Origin of the sequence: Rhodococcus sp. 14-1411-2a, assembly GCF_002259485.1 — a bacterium.
Taxonomy (GTDB): domain Bacteria; phylum Actinomycetota; class Actinomycetes; order Mycobacteriales; family Mycobacteriaceae; genus Rhodococcoides.
This window is the reverse complement of the sequence record NZ_NPGA01000022.1, coordinates 104,095-122,028: the sequence shown is the minus strand read 5'-3', so window position 1 is coordinate 122,028 and position 17,934 is coordinate 104,095. Positions and strand designations below refer to the sequence as shown.

The following is a 17,934-nucleotide window of genomic DNA, read 5'->3' as shown; positions in this document are numbered from 1 at the left end:
CGAATTACAAACAAACCCGACACGGGGCCCCGGCAGTGCTGACACACCACCGGGGCCGTCGGCCACAGACAACTCAAGGAGCTGTGACCTATGACCAACCGTAACGCCGACCAACCCACCGAAGCATCAGGCCCCGACTCTCTCCCAATCGGTCAGCCAGCCGAAATCCACCCGGCCATCATCAAGTGGGCACTCGGCATCGGCCTCGTCGTCGCCATCGCAGTGACCGCGTCGAGCTTCAAGCTCAGCTTCTCCACCCTCTACGACCTCGCCACCATGGCCAACCTGGGTGACTCCGCCTGGGTGATCCCAGTCGTCCTCGACGGCCCGATCCTCGTAGCCGGCATCTTCCGCGTCGCACTGTCACAACACACCGACAGGGCCACGGTCATCGGCCGGCGCTTCATCATCGCCGTCTACACGCTCGCCGGACTGGCCAGCATGGCCGGCAACGCCTACCACGCGGTCCTCACCGTCACCGACCTCAACGCCGGAGTCGCTGCCGCACTCGGAGCGCTCGCACCTCTGATGGTGATGACCATGTGCGAAATGATGTCCATCGGGATCAGCGCCCCGCGACACCGCCGATCAACACCCGCAAATGGCAACGCAAGCGATTCAACCAACTCCGACACCGCATCCGCAGACACCACCGATGGGCAGCTCGCCGCCGTGGGGACCCCCAGCGATGCTGAGCAGCTCGAGGCATACATAGACGAACAAGGGAATCTTGCACAGGTCGTCTGGGACACCGCTGACGTCTACCTCAACAACCCAAAGGCCATGGGAAAGTTCAACAAAACTGCTGAGGTACTTGGCGTTTCGCCGTCCGCGGTTGCGTCGCGGTACGACAGATGGGTCGAATTCCAACAAAGATTCGCAGCCACCAAAGCGGCCCCGCGGTCGATGTCGACCACGGAAAACCAGGCGATTGCAGAAGATTCAGACGATTCATCCCCGGTCCATGCCAAATCCGACGGTGCGGCCCCTGTCGCCTACGCGGGGGCGGCGCAATGATGCAGCAGCAAGCCCGCCAAAACCCCGTCTGGGTGTGGGGTCGTGGTGTTAACATGAGCATCCCCATCCGGCGAGTCTGGATGGTTCGACTACGCGCTCGTCATTCACAGTTATGGCTGCGACGGGTGCAGGTCAATGGAGGCGTGGCAGAGCGGCTTATTGCGGGCACCTCATAAGTGTCTGATGCCCATAAAGCATCCGAGGGTTCGAATCCCTCCGCCTAGGCGACTCGTTAGCGAGAGTCATTAATTCGGTTCGACGGGGTTCGCCAAAAACGAACGTTTCTGTCACCCCCTCCCGCACTCGATCAACTGTCAGTTTCAGAAGTGGGCTGCACGATTTGCTGGGATTTCACCAGTGATTGCAGCCGTCTTCTGACAATCTGAGTGCAGAAGTGGAGTGCACAATCGGGGCATCGCAGGTCTCGGGTTGTCGGGGCTGCGGTGGGAGTGTGTGGACGGTCGATAGGTCGGCGAGAATTGTCGGCATGACGGACGAGCGGTCGGCAGAGACTTTTGTGGGGTTCGCGGTGCGCTGGGAACCGTACGGTGGTGCCGACGATGAAGACATCTTCGTCGCGTTCGGAATTTCGGGTGCGGAGTATCGGCGCCGGTTGTGGTGGGCCTTGAATCTGCCGGGCGGCCCGGACCTGGACGACGATGTCCGGGATCGACTCCGTGAGTACGCCCACGCTTACCACGCGCCTACACCGTCGTCCGGGCTGTAGCGAAGTTCGCGATGCCCTCAGTGGCGTGTGGGAATGGGGTGATTCCTACGGTGATCGCGACGTGAATCGACTTCCCGCCAGCGAGGGCGATCAACGCGAGGATCAGTAGTGTCGATGACGTTTGTCAGTGTCAGAAGTCGGCTGCTCTTCGTGCTGACGCCGGGGGTTGGCTTGGGGAACCTTCGGTGCGGTTTCGCAGCGCCCGCGTGATGTCGATGATCGTCATGACCAGCAGGACTGGTATGACAATGCCCAGTACGGCCGCGGACCCGATGACCGAGGCAACCAGAATTGGGTAGATGTCCACCGGTCAGGTCTTGTGGCTTACGTCGTTCGGTGTCGCCGTTGTCGTCGACGGTTCGGATTTGTGGTGCTCGATGATGTCGGCGTCGTCGGCGAAGATCAGCGTTCCGCTGTTCGTTGCGACGGCCCATCGATGGGGCATCGCCCAGTCTCGGCCGGCGACGGGGACGGTCAGCAAGTAGTCGGCGAAGTCCTCGACTACGGTCCCGGTAACGAAGCCGCCTTCTAGGCGTCGCACTTGGACTGTGTCACCAACGGTGGGTGTTGTCGTTGTGATGTCTACCGGATCGGTCATGACGGAATTGAAGCAGATGAACCCTCTTGGCTGATCATGCGTCCATCGATTTTCAAAGTCGTCGATGTGCCTGAGACCGGTAGGTTGCGGCCGAGGAGGTGCAGCTCTGGGTTCGAAGGTGACGGCACTGCTTGCACGTTTCACCTGCGGTCTCTTGTCGCAGCGGAGGCGCTCACGCCGTGTGTTGTACCTTCCCTGCCATGGCCAAATTTCCCAGGGTTCGAGAGCAACACATCGCCGTGTTCGGCGAGAGTGGTTCGGGCAAGACTGTTTTGTTGTCGTCTTTTTTCGGACCGACGCAGGATGGGGGATACGCGAACGATCTCTGGGACCTTGTTGCCGACGACATCGGCCAAGGGCATCGGCTCTACAGGAACTACCTCCGCATGCGGGACCTCGCGACGGCACCGAAACAAGACCGATACAAGGCGACGACTCATTACTTCTCGGTGAAACTCAAAGGCGCAGACACCGACGCAGCCAAGAAGCGGCCCTTCGACGTCCTCCGACTCGCATGGCACGACTATCCAGGCGAATGGTTCGAAACCGAGCCCAGCAGCGCGACGGAGCGCGAGCGGCGCACCGACACCTTCCGTTCTCTACTTCGGTCCGACGTCGCTTTCCTGCTGGTCGACGGACAGAAATTACTCGACCACCGAGGCGACGAAGAGCTGTACCTGAAGTCGTTGATGTTCAGCTTTCGTCAGGGGCTCTTACGAATCAAGGACGACTTGCTCGAGGACGGGCCTATCGTCGAGTTCCCTCGGGTGTGGATCCTGGCGCTCTCGAAAGCCGATCTGTTCCCGGACTGGGACGTCGACACTTTCCGCGATCTGATCATCGTCAATGCAGCAGCAGACATCGAACAGCTCCGATCGACCATCGCCGAACTCATCGACACCCCCGCTGCCCTGTCCATCGGGGAAGACTTCTTGCTGCTGTCCTCCGCCAAGTTCGAGCGCGAGTCCACTGGTCCACAGACGCTCGACATCGACTTGACCCGGCGTATCGGTCTCGATCTCGTCCTTCCGGTGGCGTCGATTCTTCCGCTTCAGCGTCGTGTGCAATGGCAGGAGAAGCACGACATTCCTGGCAAAGTGCTCGACTCGCTCGCCGACGGCGCAGAGTTGCTGGCAGCAGGCCTGACGGGTGAAAAATTTGCGGCGATCGAAAAGCTTCTAGCACTGGTCAACCCAGGTAAGGGCGGAAAGGCAAGAAAGATCGCCGCCGTCGCGCTGCCCATCCTGGCGGACGCGGCGCGGTTGGTGGGACCGAAACTCAGGGAGATGAACGCGCAGGCCCGCGCTCAGCACGACTACCTGCGAGCGACACTGACGCAGTTCAAGTTGGACCTCGAGCAGGGCGTCGACGACAAGGTGATCAGGAACCCGAAGTGAGCACCAGTTCCGGACCCTCGGACATCATCTGGTCCACTCGGGGCCGTAATTGGGGTTTTCGTTTTCTTCTCGACGCCGGACTCGGCGACCCGCTCCCGGACTACGAACGTGCTTTCGACGACGCTGGAGACGCGCTGACTGCGTGGCACCGCCAGGATGGACATGTTGCGCTTCGCATCGAGGATCCGCTCGGACGCCGAGACTCGGCTGGCCGTGTGATTCCCCACGAGTTCGTGATCTTCGGCGACCTCGCCACCGTCGTCGACTCCGTCGAGGACGGTCTTCGCCAGGTGTGGCCGTTGGTAGCCGAGATGTATGCGGGAATCTGGGATACTCCCACCCCTCCAGATAGCTGACAGAGTGCGCCGGACCCGCCGCGACGCCAACCTACCGAGATGCCATCCCATTACGTTGCCAGCGCACCCAGTTAGAAACCGCACGCGTCCTCCCGGCACGGCTTCGTTCAGGCGTGTTCGATCGGTGGTCTGAAGTCTCCGGACACAGTCGGTACTCATAGCGACAATGCGCACTCCGACCGGGGAGCAGCACCCCATTGCCCACCCAATTGGTGACCACGTGGACTGAAGACAACTGACCGGGTAAACGATCAACAGAAAACCCGACGACAACCTACGCTCAAGTTTCAGCCGCTCCCCCGGAGGCGACGCCGAGAATTCTCAAATCGGTTACACCTCCGGCGGGAACCGTCCGAACATTCCCACCTCTGACCCTCGCATGTACGCCTCGTGCTCGGCCTGTGCCCGTGCCGACAGTGCCGCGTTCTCTGCGCGCTGCGCCTTGGCCCGCTGGATTCCGAAATAGCCGCCGACACCGACAACGGCGAGCGGCACGAACATATACCAGAAGTTGATGACAACACCGAGGGCGATGAAGGCCATGATCGCGTAGGTCAGCGTCCCGACGATAGGGTGTTGGCGCCACACAGAGCGCGTGTCGACGGGCGGCGGATCGGGTTGACGTTCAACACCTCTCGTCCCACCATGGTAATGGTGGTGAACGCCGCCGTAAAAGTTGTTCCCCATGCGCGTAACGGTACTCTGCAGGGCAGCAGCCTCGGACGATATCTGACCTGTCAACTCTCGGGCCTGTGCATGTGGGACAACGGCTTGCATCGGGACGTGTCGATGACCAGGTCCTATACCCTGCTTTTTCGTCTGTTGCCGACTACGGCCGCCTGATGTGGGCTCATTCCGGGTGAAACCGCTACCTCCTTGGCAGTGATGTTCTTCGCTAATCGCACTCGAAACTGCGAAACGGTAGCAGTCGCCGAATGATTCCACTGCGTCGGTTGCTGATCAGCTGCCCAACTACGATGTCGCCTGACTCGTTCACCAACGATCCTGGAGCACCACTGTGTCTTTTTCCGGCTATTCGCCGCCTATGTCATCCGCATCGAAGAGTGTGCGGACGTGGCCGTGGATCGCCGGAGTGGCATTGTCCGGTCTGCTCGTCGTCGGTTGCGTGGATCCGTCGGGGGAGAGGGACGCAACGTCGCAAACCGATGCTGCGTCGTCGGCCGCCGATACGACAATCGACATCTCACGCGAAGCGGCTACTACCGAGGCCACGCCCACGCTTCCGGTCGATCCGCCGGCCATACCCGAACCGGTGGATCCATCCGTACCTGCCGCGGCGGTGGTCACCAACGCGGACAGCGCACAAACAGCCCTGACTATGCTGGCAACCGTGCCGATCAAGGGGCGAGCCCCGAAGACCGGCTACGACCGGGACCTGTTCGGGCAGGCCTGGACCGACAACGTAACCGTTGAGTACGGCCGCAACGGCTGCGACACCCGCAACGACGTACTTCGACGGGATCTCACCGCAATCACTGTGAAACTGGGATCCAACGGATGCGCAATACAAACAGGCACCCTGGTTGACGAATACACCGGGGCCACCATCGACTTCATCCGTGGTGCCGATACCTCGATGACCGTGCAGGTCGATCACGTCGTTGCTCTGAGCAACGCCTGGCAGACAGGTGCGCAGCAGCTTGACGAGCTCACGTTGCGGAATCTGGCGAACGACCCGCGCAATCTGCAGGCCGTGGACGGCCCGGCGAATCAGCAGAAAGGCGACGGCGATGCCGCGACATGGCTGCCGAGCAACAAGCCGTACCGGTGTACCTACGTCTCACGGCAGGTCGAGGTCAAAGCCGCGTACGGACTTTGGGTCACCCCGCCCGAACACGATGCCATCGTTCGCATACTCGGGGAGTGCGGCGCTACCGCCTCAATCCGCCCCGCCGAGTCAGCGCCCGCGTTGACACCAGCTCAGCAACCCGCTGCGCCAGCGCCGGTGGGTATGGCACCGGCGCTGGCGAGCGTGATCTACGCGAACTGCGCCGCAGTTCGCGCCGCCGGTGCAGCCCCCATCCGAGTCGGAGACCCCGGATTCAGTACCGAGTTCGACGGTGACGGAGACGGCGTCGGCTGCGAGTGACGACGACACACGTCAGGGGCAACTGTGGTGGGTGTGCGTTGCCCTGACAACCATCGCCGAACGCGAGTGCGCACCGCGTCCATATCGAGCTCGGCATCGTGACAACCGCACGCGACCGAATGGGTGCATCGGACAGCTACTCTGACCGAGAGCACATCGGTCCCTCGGCGAACGGATTGTGGGATCGATTCGCCAACGCCATCAACAATTGGCACTCTCGCATCGCGCCCAACCTGATCGCGCGGCTCGACGACACTTTTGCGGTCGAGTCCTGCGCAACATGCCCCGACATGCCACTCATCTTCGTAATCAATCGTCCAGTCGGAGAGGCCGTTGCTATCCCGTGATGTCAATCATGTTGGCCTTGAGTACTAACGCGGTTTCGCTCGTGCCCAATGTGGTTTCATAGCTCCGACTTCCGGCGACCTCTGCGTAGAGCGTCACCACATCGCCATCAATGATTTCGCGTCCAATGACCGGATCGAAGTTCACTATGGTGTTGTGGTCGAACTCGTACCACTGGTTGCCTTCCACTGCAGAGGTGTCTGCCCGAAACATAGAGGTCCCGGTGACCGAGTCAAACTGGGTCACATACCCGTACACGACAACTCTTCTTCCCCGTTCGGCATCTGGATCGCGGACCAACACGCCGAATTCGCGTTCGCCAATTGCTGGGTAAGTTTGTCGGTCCAGCCGTGTTGCTTGAGCGTCGGCCGCTGCCTGTTGAGAATCCATAGCAACGCGATTTGCTTCGATTGCAGCCGCGTTCGGATCTGTCGTTACCGCAGCGGCCGGTGAGGGCGATACGGTTGGGACGGTGGTCGCTCGTTCGGCACCACTCGGAGCCGAACCTCCCGGGGGCGAAGGCGGAAGCGTGCGTGTGGTCGTCTGAATGGCGCGCGTAGAGTTCTCATCATTGTCGGCGTTGCCGAGAGCGACTCCTAGGAGGAGCACGCTTACCAACGCAGCACCTGCAACCACTGACTGAGGCGTCGTCAACGGCCACTTGTGCGGCTTCTTATGTTTCTGGTCGTCTATCCGCCGCCAGGTGCGACCGTCCCAGTAGCATTCGCCTGATTCGTATCGACCGGTTTTGGGGTTTAGCGAACCCGACCCTGGTGGCGGTTCCATTTATAGGGCTTCCTCTCCTCACGGGATTTCCGTTGCAGATTACTCGCGGACCGCTGCAACTCTGCCAATGGCGGCCAACAGCAGAAGCGTGGCAGTCATCGACGTCGGGGGGCACTGGTCGGGTTGTGCATAAACAGGCCGCGTCGGTAGCGTGCCGTCAATCGTCCGCCTCGGAAACCGCACTCCACGGTCTCTCGCACGGCGCGGGCTTCTTGAGATCACCTCGGCAGGCTCATCGCGATTTGTCTCGCGGGTCCGGGTTGAGCGGCTTCCTGCGGGTTTGGGTGTGCGTTTTGACCATCGACATATCGCACGGGCGGTGTGCGCGTGGACGCCGATGACCTCACAGAGCTGATGGATAACGGCCGGGCGCGCCTGTGCTGCTGCGCAAACTCGTTGCTCAGTCCGTCTTGACGTGAGCGTTGATCGCCGCAAAGAGCTCTTCGAAGCGGGTAAGGGTCTTTTCGCTTAATTTTGGGACGTATTTGGCTTGACTTCTATTGAGAACCGCGGCCGGCGAGTAGTGGTTAAGTCGACCTTTGTTGATCGCCCTGTCGGCGAAAGCGCGTTCCACACGGCGCACAAGGCGCTTGTCGTCCGGCAGGTCTTTGACCATCAGTTTCGCGGCACTCAGCTGTCCTTGGTAGGCGTCGTTGATGAGGTCGATGTAGAAACCCGGCTCAAATAGATCTTCTATGTCGGCGTCGGGCTCTCCGACGGTGTCACCGATCCGCACAAGACCACCCGTTCCTAGCCTGCCTGCCTCTTTTAGCCGAGCTATTGGGGCTACGTCGGTGCTCGATGAATCGACCAGCACGATGGTATTGAGCTTGTTGGCACCGAGCAGAGTGACGAAGGCGGGCAACTTGGCAATGCCTCCTGCAGGCGTAACGACGAGCCTGTCATCCAGTCCTACCCTGCCGGCGGCTTTGAGGGTCTGAGACAGCACTTCTAGGTAGAGCACGTCGCCGGGGCCCTCTACTAGCAGCACGTTAGGTCCCACGAAAAGTGTCTGGCTCAGTTCGATGCCGAGAGCCGCATGCAACGGAAAGGCTGTCTCGGCGTCCGCGTGCAGGATGTTCGAAGACACCAGCGTGCCACGTTGTCGGTCGTCAGTGACCGTCCGAACCCGGCCAAATTTATGCGCGTCAACCATGAACGGTGAGTGCGTGGAGAACAGCACTTGATGAGAGGGAGCGAGCCGCTCGTCGATGAATCGGAGCAAGTCGGCCTGGGCGGTCGCGTGGAGATTAAGGCCCGGTTCGTCGAGGAGAAGTATCAGGGGTTGTCTTGAGTTCTCCTCAAGGTGGGTGAAGTAGGCCAAGAACGAGAAGAACCAGACGAATCCGCGTGAACGTTCGTCAAACGGCACGCTGACATCGTGGCGCTTGTTCACGACGCGGATTTGGAGGAGTGGCGGCTCGTTGAACGGGGCCATGGCCCCGGACTCTGCGCGTCCGATGATTTCTAGTCGGACTGCGAGTTCGGTATTCTGGGTCCAATATTCGAACACTTCGCTGCTGATGCTGTTAGAGGCGTTCTCCAAGTCGCGGATCAGGTGTTCGTGTGATTCGGGGTCTTGAAATTCTTCGAGACCGACGCTGGCCATGTCCAGCAGCGCGAGAACAGCTTGCTCTCCGCGGGAGAGTGTTTGGTCGTCACGTTTCCGCATTAGGTCGGGGATCGCAACTTTGCCTGGCATCGAATCGTAGTCGCCGAAGTAGACGAACTTAGGTCGACGACCTTCCAAAACGTCGATGATCGCGAGAACCAGTCGTCGTTTGCGCCACGACTGTATTGTCGTTACAACTTCTGTGACTGCAGCTGTGGGTGCCTCCATCTCTTCCAGTGCTGCAACTAGCTCTTTGATGCCGGTGGCACTGTCCACTTTGGTCTGGGTGGTCGGCGGCAGCTCTAGGCCTGTGCGCAGGTGGTCGACGGCGGCGCTCTCCTTGTGCGAGACCGCCCACGTGCTGCCGCTGTATCGGTATCCAGTGGTAACTGTGATTGTCTTGCCGGTGAGGACGCCCACCCCGAACGCTTCCTCAACGGCGGCGACATCATCGGCATCTAGTGAGTACGTAAGCACAGACACCGGGATCGCGTCCTCGGTCCTTCGACGTTCGCGGGTCAAGCGGCTAGGGAAGTCCAAGCCTTCATCGAACGGGGCTGCGCTGATGGGATGCGATTTGTACATCGCTTGAAGAACTGCCGTTTTTCCGGACTCGTTTTTGCCGACCAGGCACGTCACATCACCCTCGACGTCAAGCACCCCTGCGTCTTCGATGCTTCGGTACCTGCGCAACTGTGCCGATGTGAGCTTCACGAGTCCCCCGATCAATCAGAAATATGACGTGGATGTGGTGGTGACGTTATCGGGTGGGGCCGACATTCGGGTTCGACTCTCGCTAAAACCCCCACGCCCGGCGGTCCGCATCATGACAAATTTCCAACGTATAGGTCTCAGCGGCCACCTGCGCGTGTAGGTATGCGTTTTGACCATGGTGATATTGGATGAATGTTCGCGGCAAGTGGGCTGGCCGATCGCGGTCGAGACAGATGGAGTTCAACCTCGTCCTTCAAGATCAAGCGGTCCGTCTGGAGTCAGGTTCCACTCGCGCGCGTGGACTAGTGGAACTTTGCCGGCTGCTCCAAGACGGTCGAGGGCCGGCTTGATCACGTCGAAGGTTAGCTCTTCGTCGCTGCTGATCCCCGACGCCTCGAGCAGCGGCTCGCTTGCTTGCCATGTCTCTAGATGAAGCCGCCAAAGTTGATCGAGAGCAAAGTGCGCGAGGTGATCCCTGAACTCAGCTTTGTCCGTGGACAGCTTTCCAGAGGGTTGCCCCCAACCCCGGCGCAAGATCTCTCCGGCCGAGAAGTGGAGCGCGCGGCTGGTGGCCGCATGCAGGTAGTCGTACAGCCCCTGCTTGCCAGCCCGATCTGCGATCCAGTCGCCAGAGGGCAACATTCCTCCGCTCCATTTGTACTGTTTCTGCAGAGCTTTCAACTCGGTCTTGATCTTCTCCTTGTCGGCGATCCTTGAGTCGAGGAACGCCTTGGGGTACCAAAGTTGTGCCATCTCCTCATCGCCGATGTAGTTGCGCTGCGCGATAAGTGACCGCAGAGAATCCCAGATGCCGAGCAACGTGAACAGCTTCTGCGAGTCGTCTAAGTCGAGCGACAAGAAGAACTCCAGGTACATTACGTCCTCAAGCGAGGCGCGAACGAAGGCCACCGCTAAGTGACCCAAATCCTGCCGGGCAAGCAGAACAGCAGCTTGCATCGTCTCTTGCTGGCGACGAAGCGCATTGTTGATGGCGAGCAGACGAAAGTCTGCCTCCATGTCAGCCCACTTCATGTCACCCACAACCAGCAAACGACCTGTGACCTCAGCGAACTCTTCCACCGCCTCGATCCGTTCAATTAGAGACGTGGAGCGATCAACGGGCCCGTTGCCTTCGGTCACAGACATGGAGCTCATGCTGCCAGTGGGCTGCTATCGCTGCATCCGACATCGGCCGATTCATCTGTGCGCTCTGAGTCGCTCCCTGCGGGTTCGGGTGTGCATTTTGACCATCGTCATACCGGACGAATGCGAACGGGCCACTGAGAGTGATTGACCGCGACGTTCTCTCGGCCAAACCGTCCGCTGGAAGTGTCCACTCGATTGGTCCAGCTTCCCGTAGTCTCTACCGGACAGATCGAGTCCAGCAGGCCGGAGGGGTATGAAAATCGGGTACGCGCGGTGCAGCACCGCCAGACAGGACACCTCCGTCCAAATTGGACTGCTCGCCAAGATCGGTGTCGAACGCGACCGGGTCTATATCGACCATGCAGTCAGCGGCCGTCAGGCAAAACGTCCCGGACTCGAAAACGCCATCAACGCCAGCCGCGAAGGCGACGAATTCTGCGTCACCAAACTCGACCGACTCTCCCGATCAGCCGGAGACCTCCACGAAACCGTGAACCGCCTCGCCGCTAGGGGAGTAGCACTATTGATCGACGGCAAGGTTTACGACCCAGCGGATCCCATGGGCAAAATGTTCATCGGCATGCTCGGTCTGATGGCCGAATTCGAGTCCGACCTGATCCGAGCCCGCACGCGCGACGCCATCGCCGCGGCCGCAGCCGCCGGCAAGATGAAAGGACGGCCCCATACGCTTACCCAGGAAGAGCGGGCCTATCTGCTTCAGGTGTACGAAACTCGTCAGTTCAAGATCGAAACACTCTGCAAGAACACCGGATTGAAACGATCCGCGCTCTACAGCAACCTCACCCTCGCCAGGGAAGAACGAGACGCTCTAGCAGTCGCGAGAGGTGAGTAGTGCAGTCCACTTCGGCCACCCGCACTGTCGACTGCCAAGAAACGTGAAGCCACCCGAATGCGCAACCAGGGCAGCACTATCGGCGACATAGCTGAAATCCTCGGAGTGAGTCGGCGAACCCTGTACCGCCATTTTGCGCAATCCTAGAGCTGAGGGGACAGCTACGCGGTTGGCACTCCCGCTCCGACCTCGACGGAATCACTCGCCGGTGCCGCCTCGCGCTGCGCCTGAGCGCGGGCTAGATCACGGGCCTCAAGTACGTTCAGATCTTCGCCGGTGTCGTTCTTCCAGCTGATACGTCCGTTGTTGCTTCCACCGACGAGTACTGCGCCGGCAGCGGATGGACTGTCGAAGAGCTCGTCGTCGCGAAATACGAAAGCGCCATCTTCGATCGCCGCGCGGCCGCTGGTAATGAGCGATTCGCGGGTAGCTCTGACACGCTCGGTAGCTGCACCACGCAGGTCCGGTCGCCCACGGGAACCGCGTTGCACGACAATACCTTCGGGAGTCAGATACCCCTGCGCGTCGCATCCGGACTCACGGAAGAAGAGACCCTCGTTTGGTGATTCGTCACCTGGTCTGGATTCACCCTCCGTTGGACGGATCGAATCGAGGATCGGTGCACCGAGGGTGGTCAGCAGGACGGAAATCGTGTCCAAAAATTCGTGGCAGTCTGCCTCGAGCGGTGCTGGTGTGAACGGGTTGCTCGCATCGTTGCCGTTGGTCAGCGTGTACCGATCTGCGCGTTGGGCGGTTCGGATCGACAGCCACTCCAGGTAGGAGACGTGCGTGGATGTCCATTCGTTGGTCAACGACACTGCAACCATCGCGCGGGTCCAGTTTTATCGCCGTGCTCACCTAGGCGTTTGCCGACGTTCCCTGTCTGGCCGATGTATGCGGTCCGTTCGTCGTCACTACCTCCGAACAGGTAGTACACCCCGACCTGCGTCGATGCCGGTAGCTTCGCAAATTCGCTCAGCAGCGATCGTGGGATGTCGAAGACGCGGACCGTCCTGGTGGTCAGGCTCGCGACCCGAATGCCGACGGGATCCCCACCGGGTAGATAGATCTGGATGGTCTGAGCCCGGACCATCAGGCAGCCTTCTCGATGTCGAGTTCACGAATGATGCGCATCGTTTCGACGGCGACGGTGGTGACTTTCTTGATCAGTTCAACTATGTAAGTAGGGTTGTCGTGTTCGTCGCACCACAGATTCGGATCGTTCATAATGCCCGATGGTTTATCGGTCTTGACCTGGTAGCGGTCGATGATCCATGCCAGTGCTGACCTCGACCCGAGCATGTACTCCTCGGCTTCGGGTGGAATTCCGGTGATGGTGACCTTCGAGTTGTAGACGATCGCGGAGTGGTCGTCTTTGCTGCGCCACTTCATCCTCTGAACCCGCCACGTCTCGCGATCGCTCCCATTAACGCCAGACTTGAGTGACACCTCGAGCGGGTACGGCTCGACGCCCTCGTACCCCATGTGGAGCGCACCGAGCTCCTCGCCGGCGGCGGCGAGCTGCGTGAACCGCTCCAGCGAGCCCGGGGTAGGGATGTGGGGGAGCATCTTCTTCAGATCCGACGCGTAGCTCTCCCGGTAGGCCGGGACGTGCAGTTGCCCGTACACCGACCAAAAGATCTGATCCTTCGTAACGGGTTTGCCGAGCGCAGCCTGGTACACCGACAGGATTTCGCCGGTGATGTTGTCTATTCGTCGATATCCCCACTCGTCGGCACCGGAATCGGAAGCTGTCGAGCTGAAGTCGAACCCACCTGCGTCGGCAGCATGGACCTTTTCGAAGGTAAAACGAGGAAAATATTGACCATTCTGTCCTGCGCCTAGCAACTGAACGTCAGGAATCCCGCTTGTCGCCAAAAGTGAGAAGTCTGCCGTTGCTCCCACCCCAATTGCATAGAAGCCGTAGTTGTCGTGGTGGGGTGTCGGGAACATCGACGGGAGCTGCGACCGCTCGTGGTTCAGATATTGATCGAAGTAGGTGTTCTGCCGGTTGAACGGCCTGTAGCTCGATGCGCGGAAGCCGTGCTCGCTCAGCTTGATTGTGCGGCCGCGGGCCAGATGGGTGCGTAAGCTGCGTGACCATTTGATGTGATCACCCGCCGCTGCAGTGGGGGTAGAACCGAGGAACGTTGTGACGTCCGCTTCGCGTGGTCTCGTGATGCTATGACTGGCGCAGAACGCTGCAAACGGCGCGAGCTGCGCGTTGTAGTTGACGATCAGCCGACGGACGTTCTGCTCGAGGTCGGCGCGCGAGTAGTCATACACCCACGCATCGCGATTGGTTTGAAGGCCGGCCGAATACCGCGCGAAAACACGGGTACCCGGTGACTGATGTCGATCGCCGATGGCCGGCCAGGTGCCGAAGGTGGTGTCGCGTTGGCTGATCCAGTCGCCGTCCGTGTTTGGTTCGATGGTGCGCCAGTCGGTGGTGTCTAGGGTGCTGTTGTCGATAAGGCGGAGTTTCGCGTTGCGGTCGAGGTAGTCGCCGATATCGCGGTAATGGATTAGCACCGGCCCGGTGTGGGCGGGGTCTTTAACGCCGACGAACACCGCGATGGTGGCCTGCGAACCTGCGCCGAAAATTTGTCCGCCTTCCTCTTTCCAATTGGGCTTTCTCATGTTGCCGCGCAAGTTATAGATCCAGAGGTGCGCAAATTCGTCTGCAAAGCTCAAACGGACACCATCGCCGCTGTTTGAGTCGATCCAACCGCCGTTGGAGACGAACGCGACGATTCCGGTGTCGCCGACGCGGTCGGTGGCCCACCGAAAAGCGCGATAGTAAGAGTCGTAGAGGCTGTTCTTGTTCGTTCCTGTCGACCGCGCGGCATACGTCGCGGCGATGCGGGCGTCGAGGGTGGGGTATGTCATGTTGGCGTTATTGTCGTTGGCGCTGCCCTGACCCACCGAGTACGGCGGGTTCCCGACGACCACGTTGATCGGCACCCCGAGCTGTTTGACGATCCGATTGTTGTTCTGAGGGAACATGACCGAGTCCATCGTGTCACCGTCTTCGGTGATTTGGAACGTGTCGGCGAGGACGACCCCCTCGAACGACTCGTACCGACCTTCCTCACCGCTCGGGGTCGTCAACGCGTGGTAGGTGGTCTCGATATTGACGGCAGCGATGTAGTACGCAAGGAGCATTATCTCGTTGGCGTGCAATTCTTCCCGATACTTGCGCGCCATGTCGTCCGGGAGTATCAGCCCGGATTGCAGAAGTCGGGTGAGGAAGGTGCCCGTGCCGGTGAACGGGTCGAGGATATGGACTCCGGTGTCGGTGAGCCCCTTGCCGAAATGTTCCTTCGACACGTGGTCTGCGGCGCGGAGGATGAAGTCGACGATCTCGACCGGGGTGTAGACGATGCCCAGGGCATCGGACTGCTTCTTGAACGCGACACGGAAGAACCGTTCGTACAACTCGGCGATGACCTGCTGTTTGCCTTCGGCGCTGGTCACTTCCGAGGCCCGGATGCGCACCGAGTCGTAGAACGAGTCGAGACCGGTGGTCTCCGACTCAAGATTGGCGTCGCCGAGAGTGTCGAGCATCTGCTGCATGACAATCGAGACCGGGTTGTGCGCGGCGAAGTCGTGGCCGGCGAACAGCGCATCGAACACAGGTTTGGTGATGAGGTGTTGGCTGAGCATGCTGATCGCGTCGTCGCGGCTGATGGAGTCGTTGAGGTTGTCACGTAGCCCGGTGAGGAACTTCTCGAACTGCTCGGCTGTCTCCGGGGAGGCACCGGTGAGGAGAGCGTTGATGCGGGCGATCTGGGCGGCAGCGATGTCGGCGACGTCGGCGGCCCACTGTTCCCAGTAGACGCGGGTGCCGACCTTGTCGACGATGCGGGCATAGATTGCCTCCTGCCACTCCGAGAGTGCGAACAACGCCATCTGCGACGCCACCCCACCGCTCCCACCTTCGCCGTTGTCAGGCTTCGGATCCGTGTCCGGGGTGGGGTGTCCGTCGCCGATCGTTTCATCGGAGTCGGTGGTCGGGCCGATGTGCCCGCCGAGGAGACGATCATTACCCTGACCGGCCTTGGCTTGCTTGGTGGTGGCGTTGAGGGCGATGGAGTTGACCATCGCGTTGAACCGATCATCATGCGCCCGTAAGGCGTTGAGGACCTGCCACACCACCTTGAAGCGGCGGTTGTCGGAAAGGGCCTGCGACGGTGACACTCCGGCGGGCACGGCGACGGGCAGGATGATGTACCCGTAGTCCTTGCCGGGGGAGAGGCGCATGACGCGGCCTACGGATTGGACGACGTCGACGACGGAGTTGCGGGGGTGCAGGAACAACACGGCATCGAGGGCCGGGACGTCGACGCCCTCGGACAGGCAGCGTGCGTTGGACAGGATGCGGCATTCACCCTCGGGGACGGGTGCTTTGAGCCAGGACAGTTGCTCGTTGCGCTTGAGAGCGTTGAATGTGCCGTCGACGTGGCGTGCGGAGACGACGAGGTCTCGGTTGGTGGCGTCGACCTGTTCGCCGTCGTTCTCGTTTTCGTCGAGGAGGGCGCGGTAGGCGTCGACGACGTCGGGGAACACTTCGGCGACCTGCTTGGAGGCGGCGATGTCTTTGGCGAACGCGACGGCCCGCTTCATCGGAGGTGCGCCGATAGCGAACCCGTCTCCGTCGGGGGAGCGGCCTGCGCGTTTGGCGAGACCGTTCCAGCAGCCGACGATCTTGGAGGCGTCGTCGAGTTGGAGTTCGGAGTAGGTTCCGGCGAGCTGTTTCTGCATAGGGGCGGCGACGAGGTCCTCGTCGACGGTGAGCACGATGACCTTGTAGTCGGTGAGCAGCCCCCGTTCGACGGCGTCACCGAAGGACAAGCGGTGCAGCTCCGGCCCGAAGATGTCGACATCGTCCATGGACGACAGCTCGGCGGAGTGGTCGGCGGCCTTCTCCTTGACTGCGTCGTCGAAGATTCGGGGCGTGGCCGTCATGTACAGCCGCCGTGACGCTTTCAGGAACTCGGCGTCGTGGACGCGGACGAAGTTCGATTCGTCCGCACCGGCGACGGTGACGCCGGTGGTGCGGTGTGCTTCGTCGCAGATCACCAAATCGAACGCATCCACCCCCAGCCCTTGCGCCGCAGCGACCGTCGGCAGGGACTGGTAGGTGGTGAACACCACGGTCAGTCCTTTGGAGCGCTTCCGGTGCGCCATATGCGATGCGAGGTTGTCGGGGTCGGTGGTCACCGGGATCGCGACGTCGACGGTGCTGTAGTCCTCGGCGGAGCGGGAGACCTTCGAATCCGAGCACACGGCGAACGCGCGGATGTCGAGCTGGGTTTGCGCGGTCCACTCTCGCAGTGTCTGCGAAAGCAAGGAGATGGAAGGGACCGCGAACAGGATGCGTGCACTGCCGCCGGCCTCGGCAGCCGTGCGTTCGGCGATCTTCAGAGCGGTGAACGTCTTTCCCGTTCCGCAGGCCATGATCAGTTTCCCGCGGTCGTTGCCGGCGGAGAACCCGGCGAAGACCGCGTCGATTGCCTCGACCTGGTGCGGGCGGGGCTCGTTGCGGACCGCTTCACTCAACTCGACCGTCAGCTCACCCTGCGGCCATGCGATGTCCCAGTCGATAGGAGCCTCGGCGATCTCGGCCAGACCGATCCGTTGGACAGGGATGGTCTGGTGATTGATCGCGTCTTCGGCGTTCTTCCCCCAGCGGTCGGTGGTGGAGATGATCACGCGGTTGGTGAACGACCGATCCCCATCGTCGGTGGGAAATGTTTGTCCCGAGGCGGTGAAGAACGAGTCGAGATCGCCTTTGCTCAACGTGGTGGTCGGTTCGTAGAACTTGCACTGGATCGCGGTGTAGTCGCCGGTGTCGCGTTCGCGGGCGACCAGGTCGATACCGGTGTCGGCCTTACCTTGACGGTCGGGCCAGTCGATCCATCGCCACACCTGCTCGTACTGCTGCGACAGCGTCGGATCGAGCTCGAAGTACCGAACCATCAGCTGCTCGAACTTGGTGCCCCGCTCCGAATTCGACGGCTCACCGCGGAACGCTTCGATAACCTCGTGCACACTCGCCATGACCTACCGAAACCACCTCAACGTCGGGGACAATCAGACCGAGTATGCCGCTTACATCGACGACAACCGCCATTCATGAGGACTCTTCGGCGTTTCGGTGACTGAAGAGGTCGTGGCCCAGCAGAGTCTCCCTGGTAGAGCCCCAGACGCGTAAAGCTCCGGTGTCGCATCCTCGAGTGCGAAGGGGCGTGCCGCCACGAAGCCTGCACG

Annotated in this window: 15 protein-coding genes; 7 read left to right on the top strand and 8 right to left on the bottom strand. The window is 60.8% G+C overall.

The window, feature by feature from the left end; translation table 11 throughout:
- Positions 1-90 precede the first annotated feature (90 nt).
- Complete coding sequence (locus CH291_RS26165; protein WP_094689038.1) at positions 91-1,017, top strand: DUF2637 domain-containing protein; 927 nt, start codon at positions 91-93, stop codon at positions 1,015-1,017.
- Positions 1,018-1,504: 487 nt separating this feature from the next.
- Complete coding sequence (locus CH291_RS26160) at positions 1,505-1,744, top strand: hypothetical protein (protein ID WP_094689037.1); 240 nt, start codon at positions 1,505-1,507, stop codon at positions 1,742-1,744.
- Positions 1,745-2,054: 310 nt separating this feature from the next.
- Here CH291_RS26160 and CH291_RS26155 read toward each other — a convergent pair whose 3' ends face one another.
- Positions 2,055-2,342 (bottom strand): hypothetical protein, encoded by a 288-nt coding sequence (locus CH291_RS26155; RefSeq protein ID WP_143545972.1) that lies wholly within the window; start codon positions 2,340-2,342, stop codon positions 2,055-2,057.
- Positions 2,343-2,542: 200 nt separating this feature from the next.
- Here CH291_RS26155 and CH291_RS26150 point away from each other — a divergent pair, with 200 nt between their 5' ends.
- Both CH291_RS26150 and CH291_RS26145 read left to right on the top strand, forming a co-directional pair.
- Positions 2,543-3,739, top strand: a complete 1,197-nt coding sequence (locus CH291_RS26150; RefSeq protein ID WP_094689035.1) for a TRAFAC clade GTPase domain-containing protein — start codon at positions 2,543-2,545, stop codon at positions 3,737-3,739.
- Positions 3,736-4,095 carry a hypothetical protein gene (locus CH291_RS26145; protein ID WP_094689034.1) on the top strand — a complete coding sequence of 120 codons (360 nt, stop codon included), beginning with the start codon at positions 3,736-3,738 and terminating at the stop codon, positions 4,093-4,095. The genes CH291_RS26150 and CH291_RS26145 overlap by 4 nt, the downstream gene beginning before the upstream one ends.
- Positions 4,096-4,425: 330 nt before the next feature.
- Here the strand turns inward: CH291_RS26145 and CH291_RS26140 are convergent, their stop codons facing one another.
- Positions 4,426-4,683: a hypothetical protein gene (locus CH291_RS26140; protein WP_094689033.1), complete on the bottom strand. Its 258-nt coding sequence runs from the start codon at positions 4,681-4,683 to the stop codon at positions 4,426-4,428.
- Positions 4,684-5,140: 457 nt separating this feature from the next.
- Between CH291_RS26140 and CH291_RS26135 the strand changes: the two genes are divergently transcribed.
- Positions 5,141-6,205 (top strand): GmrSD restriction endonuclease domain-containing protein, encoded by a 1,065-nt coding sequence (locus CH291_RS26135; RefSeq protein ID WP_094689032.1) that lies wholly within the window; start codon positions 5,141-5,143, stop codon positions 6,203-6,205.
- A gap of 336 nt (positions 6,206-6,541) precedes the next feature.
- Here the strand turns inward: CH291_RS26135 and CH291_RS26125 are convergent, their stop codons facing one another.
- The 3 genes from CH291_RS26125 to CH291_RS26115 all read right to left on the bottom strand — a co-directional run bounded on the left by CH291_RS26125 (position 6,542) and on the right by CH291_RS26115 (position 10,808).
- The gene (locus tag CH291_RS26125) at positions 6,542-6,940 is read right to left on the bottom strand and encodes a hypothetical protein (RefSeq protein WP_094689030.1); all 399 of its coding nucleotides are present in this window, start codon (positions 6,938-6,940) and stop codon (positions 6,542-6,544) included.
- A 796-nt stretch (positions 6,941-7,736) separates the two neighbouring features.
- Positions 7,737-9,662: an AAA family ATPase gene (locus CH291_RS26120; RefSeq protein WP_179276677.1), complete on the bottom strand. Its 1,926-nt coding sequence runs from the start codon at positions 9,660-9,662 to the stop codon at positions 7,737-7,739.
- Between the two features lie 240 nt (positions 9,663-9,902).
- The gene (locus CH291_RS26115; RefSeq protein ID WP_094689072.1) at positions 9,903-10,808 is read right to left on the bottom strand and encodes a DUF5677 domain-containing protein; all 906 of its coding nucleotides are present in this window, start codon (positions 10,806-10,808) and stop codon (positions 9,903-9,905) included.
- A gap of 253 nt (positions 10,809-11,061) precedes the next feature.
- Between CH291_RS26115 and CH291_RS26110 the strand changes: the two genes are divergently transcribed.
- Together CH291_RS26110 and CH291_RS27475 are read left to right on the top strand one after the other, a co-directional pair.
- On the top strand, positions 11,062-11,661 hold the full coding sequence (locus CH291_RS26110) for a recombinase family protein (protein WP_094689029.1): 600 nt from the start codon (positions 11,062-11,064) through the stop codon (positions 11,659-11,661).
- Positions 11,662-11,685: 24 nt separating this feature from the next.
- Positions 11,686-11,808 carry a helix-turn-helix domain-containing protein gene (locus CH291_RS27475; RefSeq protein WP_143545977.1) on the top strand — a complete coding sequence of 41 codons (123 nt, stop codon included), beginning with the start codon at positions 11,686-11,688 and terminating at the stop codon, positions 11,806-11,808.
- A gap of 14 nt (positions 11,809-11,822) precedes the next feature.
- Here the strand turns inward: CH291_RS27475 and CH291_RS26100 are convergent, their stop codons facing one another.
- From CH291_RS26100 to CH291_RS26095, 3 genes are read right to left on the bottom strand one after another with little or no spacing between them, the layout of a single operon-like run.
- Complete coding sequence (locus tag CH291_RS26100; protein WP_256980981.1) at positions 11,823-12,488, bottom strand: DUF4357 domain-containing protein; 666 nt, start codon at positions 12,486-12,488, stop codon at positions 11,823-11,825.
- The gene (locus CH291_RS27305; protein ID WP_256980980.1) at positions 12,470-12,754 is read right to left on the bottom strand and encodes a hypothetical protein; all 285 of its coding nucleotides are present in this window, start codon (positions 12,752-12,754) and stop codon (positions 12,470-12,472) included. The genes CH291_RS26100 and CH291_RS27305 overlap by 19 nt, the downstream gene beginning before the upstream one ends.
- Complete coding sequence (locus CH291_RS26095) at positions 12,754-17,724, bottom strand: DEAD/DEAH box helicase (RefSeq protein WP_094689028.1); 4,971 nt, start codon at positions 17,722-17,724, stop codon at positions 12,754-12,756. Before CH291_RS26095 ends, CH291_RS27305 begins: the two co-directional genes overlap by 1 nt.
- Positions 17,725-17,934 lie beyond the last annotated feature (210 nt).

What these genes read in the sequence shown, in the direction of transcription:
- CH291_RS26165 (WP_094689038.1), top strand. Translation starts at nt 91, where the DNA reads ATGACCAACCGTAACGCCGACCAACCCACCGAAGCATCAGGCCCCGAC.
- CH291_RS26160 (WP_094689037.1), top strand. Translation starts at nt 1,505, where the DNA reads ATGACGGACGAGCGGTCGGCAGAGACTTTTGTGGGGTTCGCGGTGCGC.
- CH291_RS26155 (WP_143545972.1), bottom strand. Translation starts at nt 2,342, where the DNA reads ATGACCGATCCGGTAGACATCACAACGACAACACCCACCGTTGGTGAC.
- CH291_RS26150 (WP_094689035.1), top strand. Translation starts at nt 2,543, where the DNA reads ATGGCCAAATTTCCCAGGGTTCGAGAGCAACACATCGCCGTGTTCGGC.
- CH291_RS26135 (WP_094689032.1), top strand. Translation starts at nt 5,141, where the DNA reads ATGTCATCCGCATCGAAGAGTGTGCGGACGTGGCCGTGGATCGCCGGA.
- CH291_RS26125 (WP_094689030.1), bottom strand. Translation starts at nt 6,940, where the DNA reads ATGGATTCTCAACAGGCAGCGGCCGACGCTCAAGCAACACGGCTGGAC.
- CH291_RS26115 (WP_094689072.1), bottom strand. Translation starts at nt 10,808, where the DNA reads ATGTCTGTGACCGAAGGCAACGGGCCCGTTGATCGCTCCACGTCTCTA.
- CH291_RS26110 (WP_094689029.1), top strand. Translation starts at nt 11,062, where the DNA reads ATGAAAATCGGGTACGCGCGGTGCAGCACCGCCAGACAGGACACCTCC.
- CH291_RS26100 (WP_256980981.1), bottom strand. Translation starts at nt 12,488, where the DNA reads ATGGTTGCAGTGTCGTTGACCAACGAATGGACATCCACGCACGTCTCC.
- CH291_RS27305 (WP_256980980.1), bottom strand. Translation starts at nt 12,754, where the DNA reads ATGGTCCGGGCTCAGACCATCCAGATCTATCTACCCGGTGGGGATCCC.
- CH291_RS26095 (WP_094689028.1), bottom strand. Translation starts at nt 17,724, where the DNA reads ATGGCGAGTGTGCACGAGGTTATCGAAGCGTTCCGCGGTGAGCCGTCG.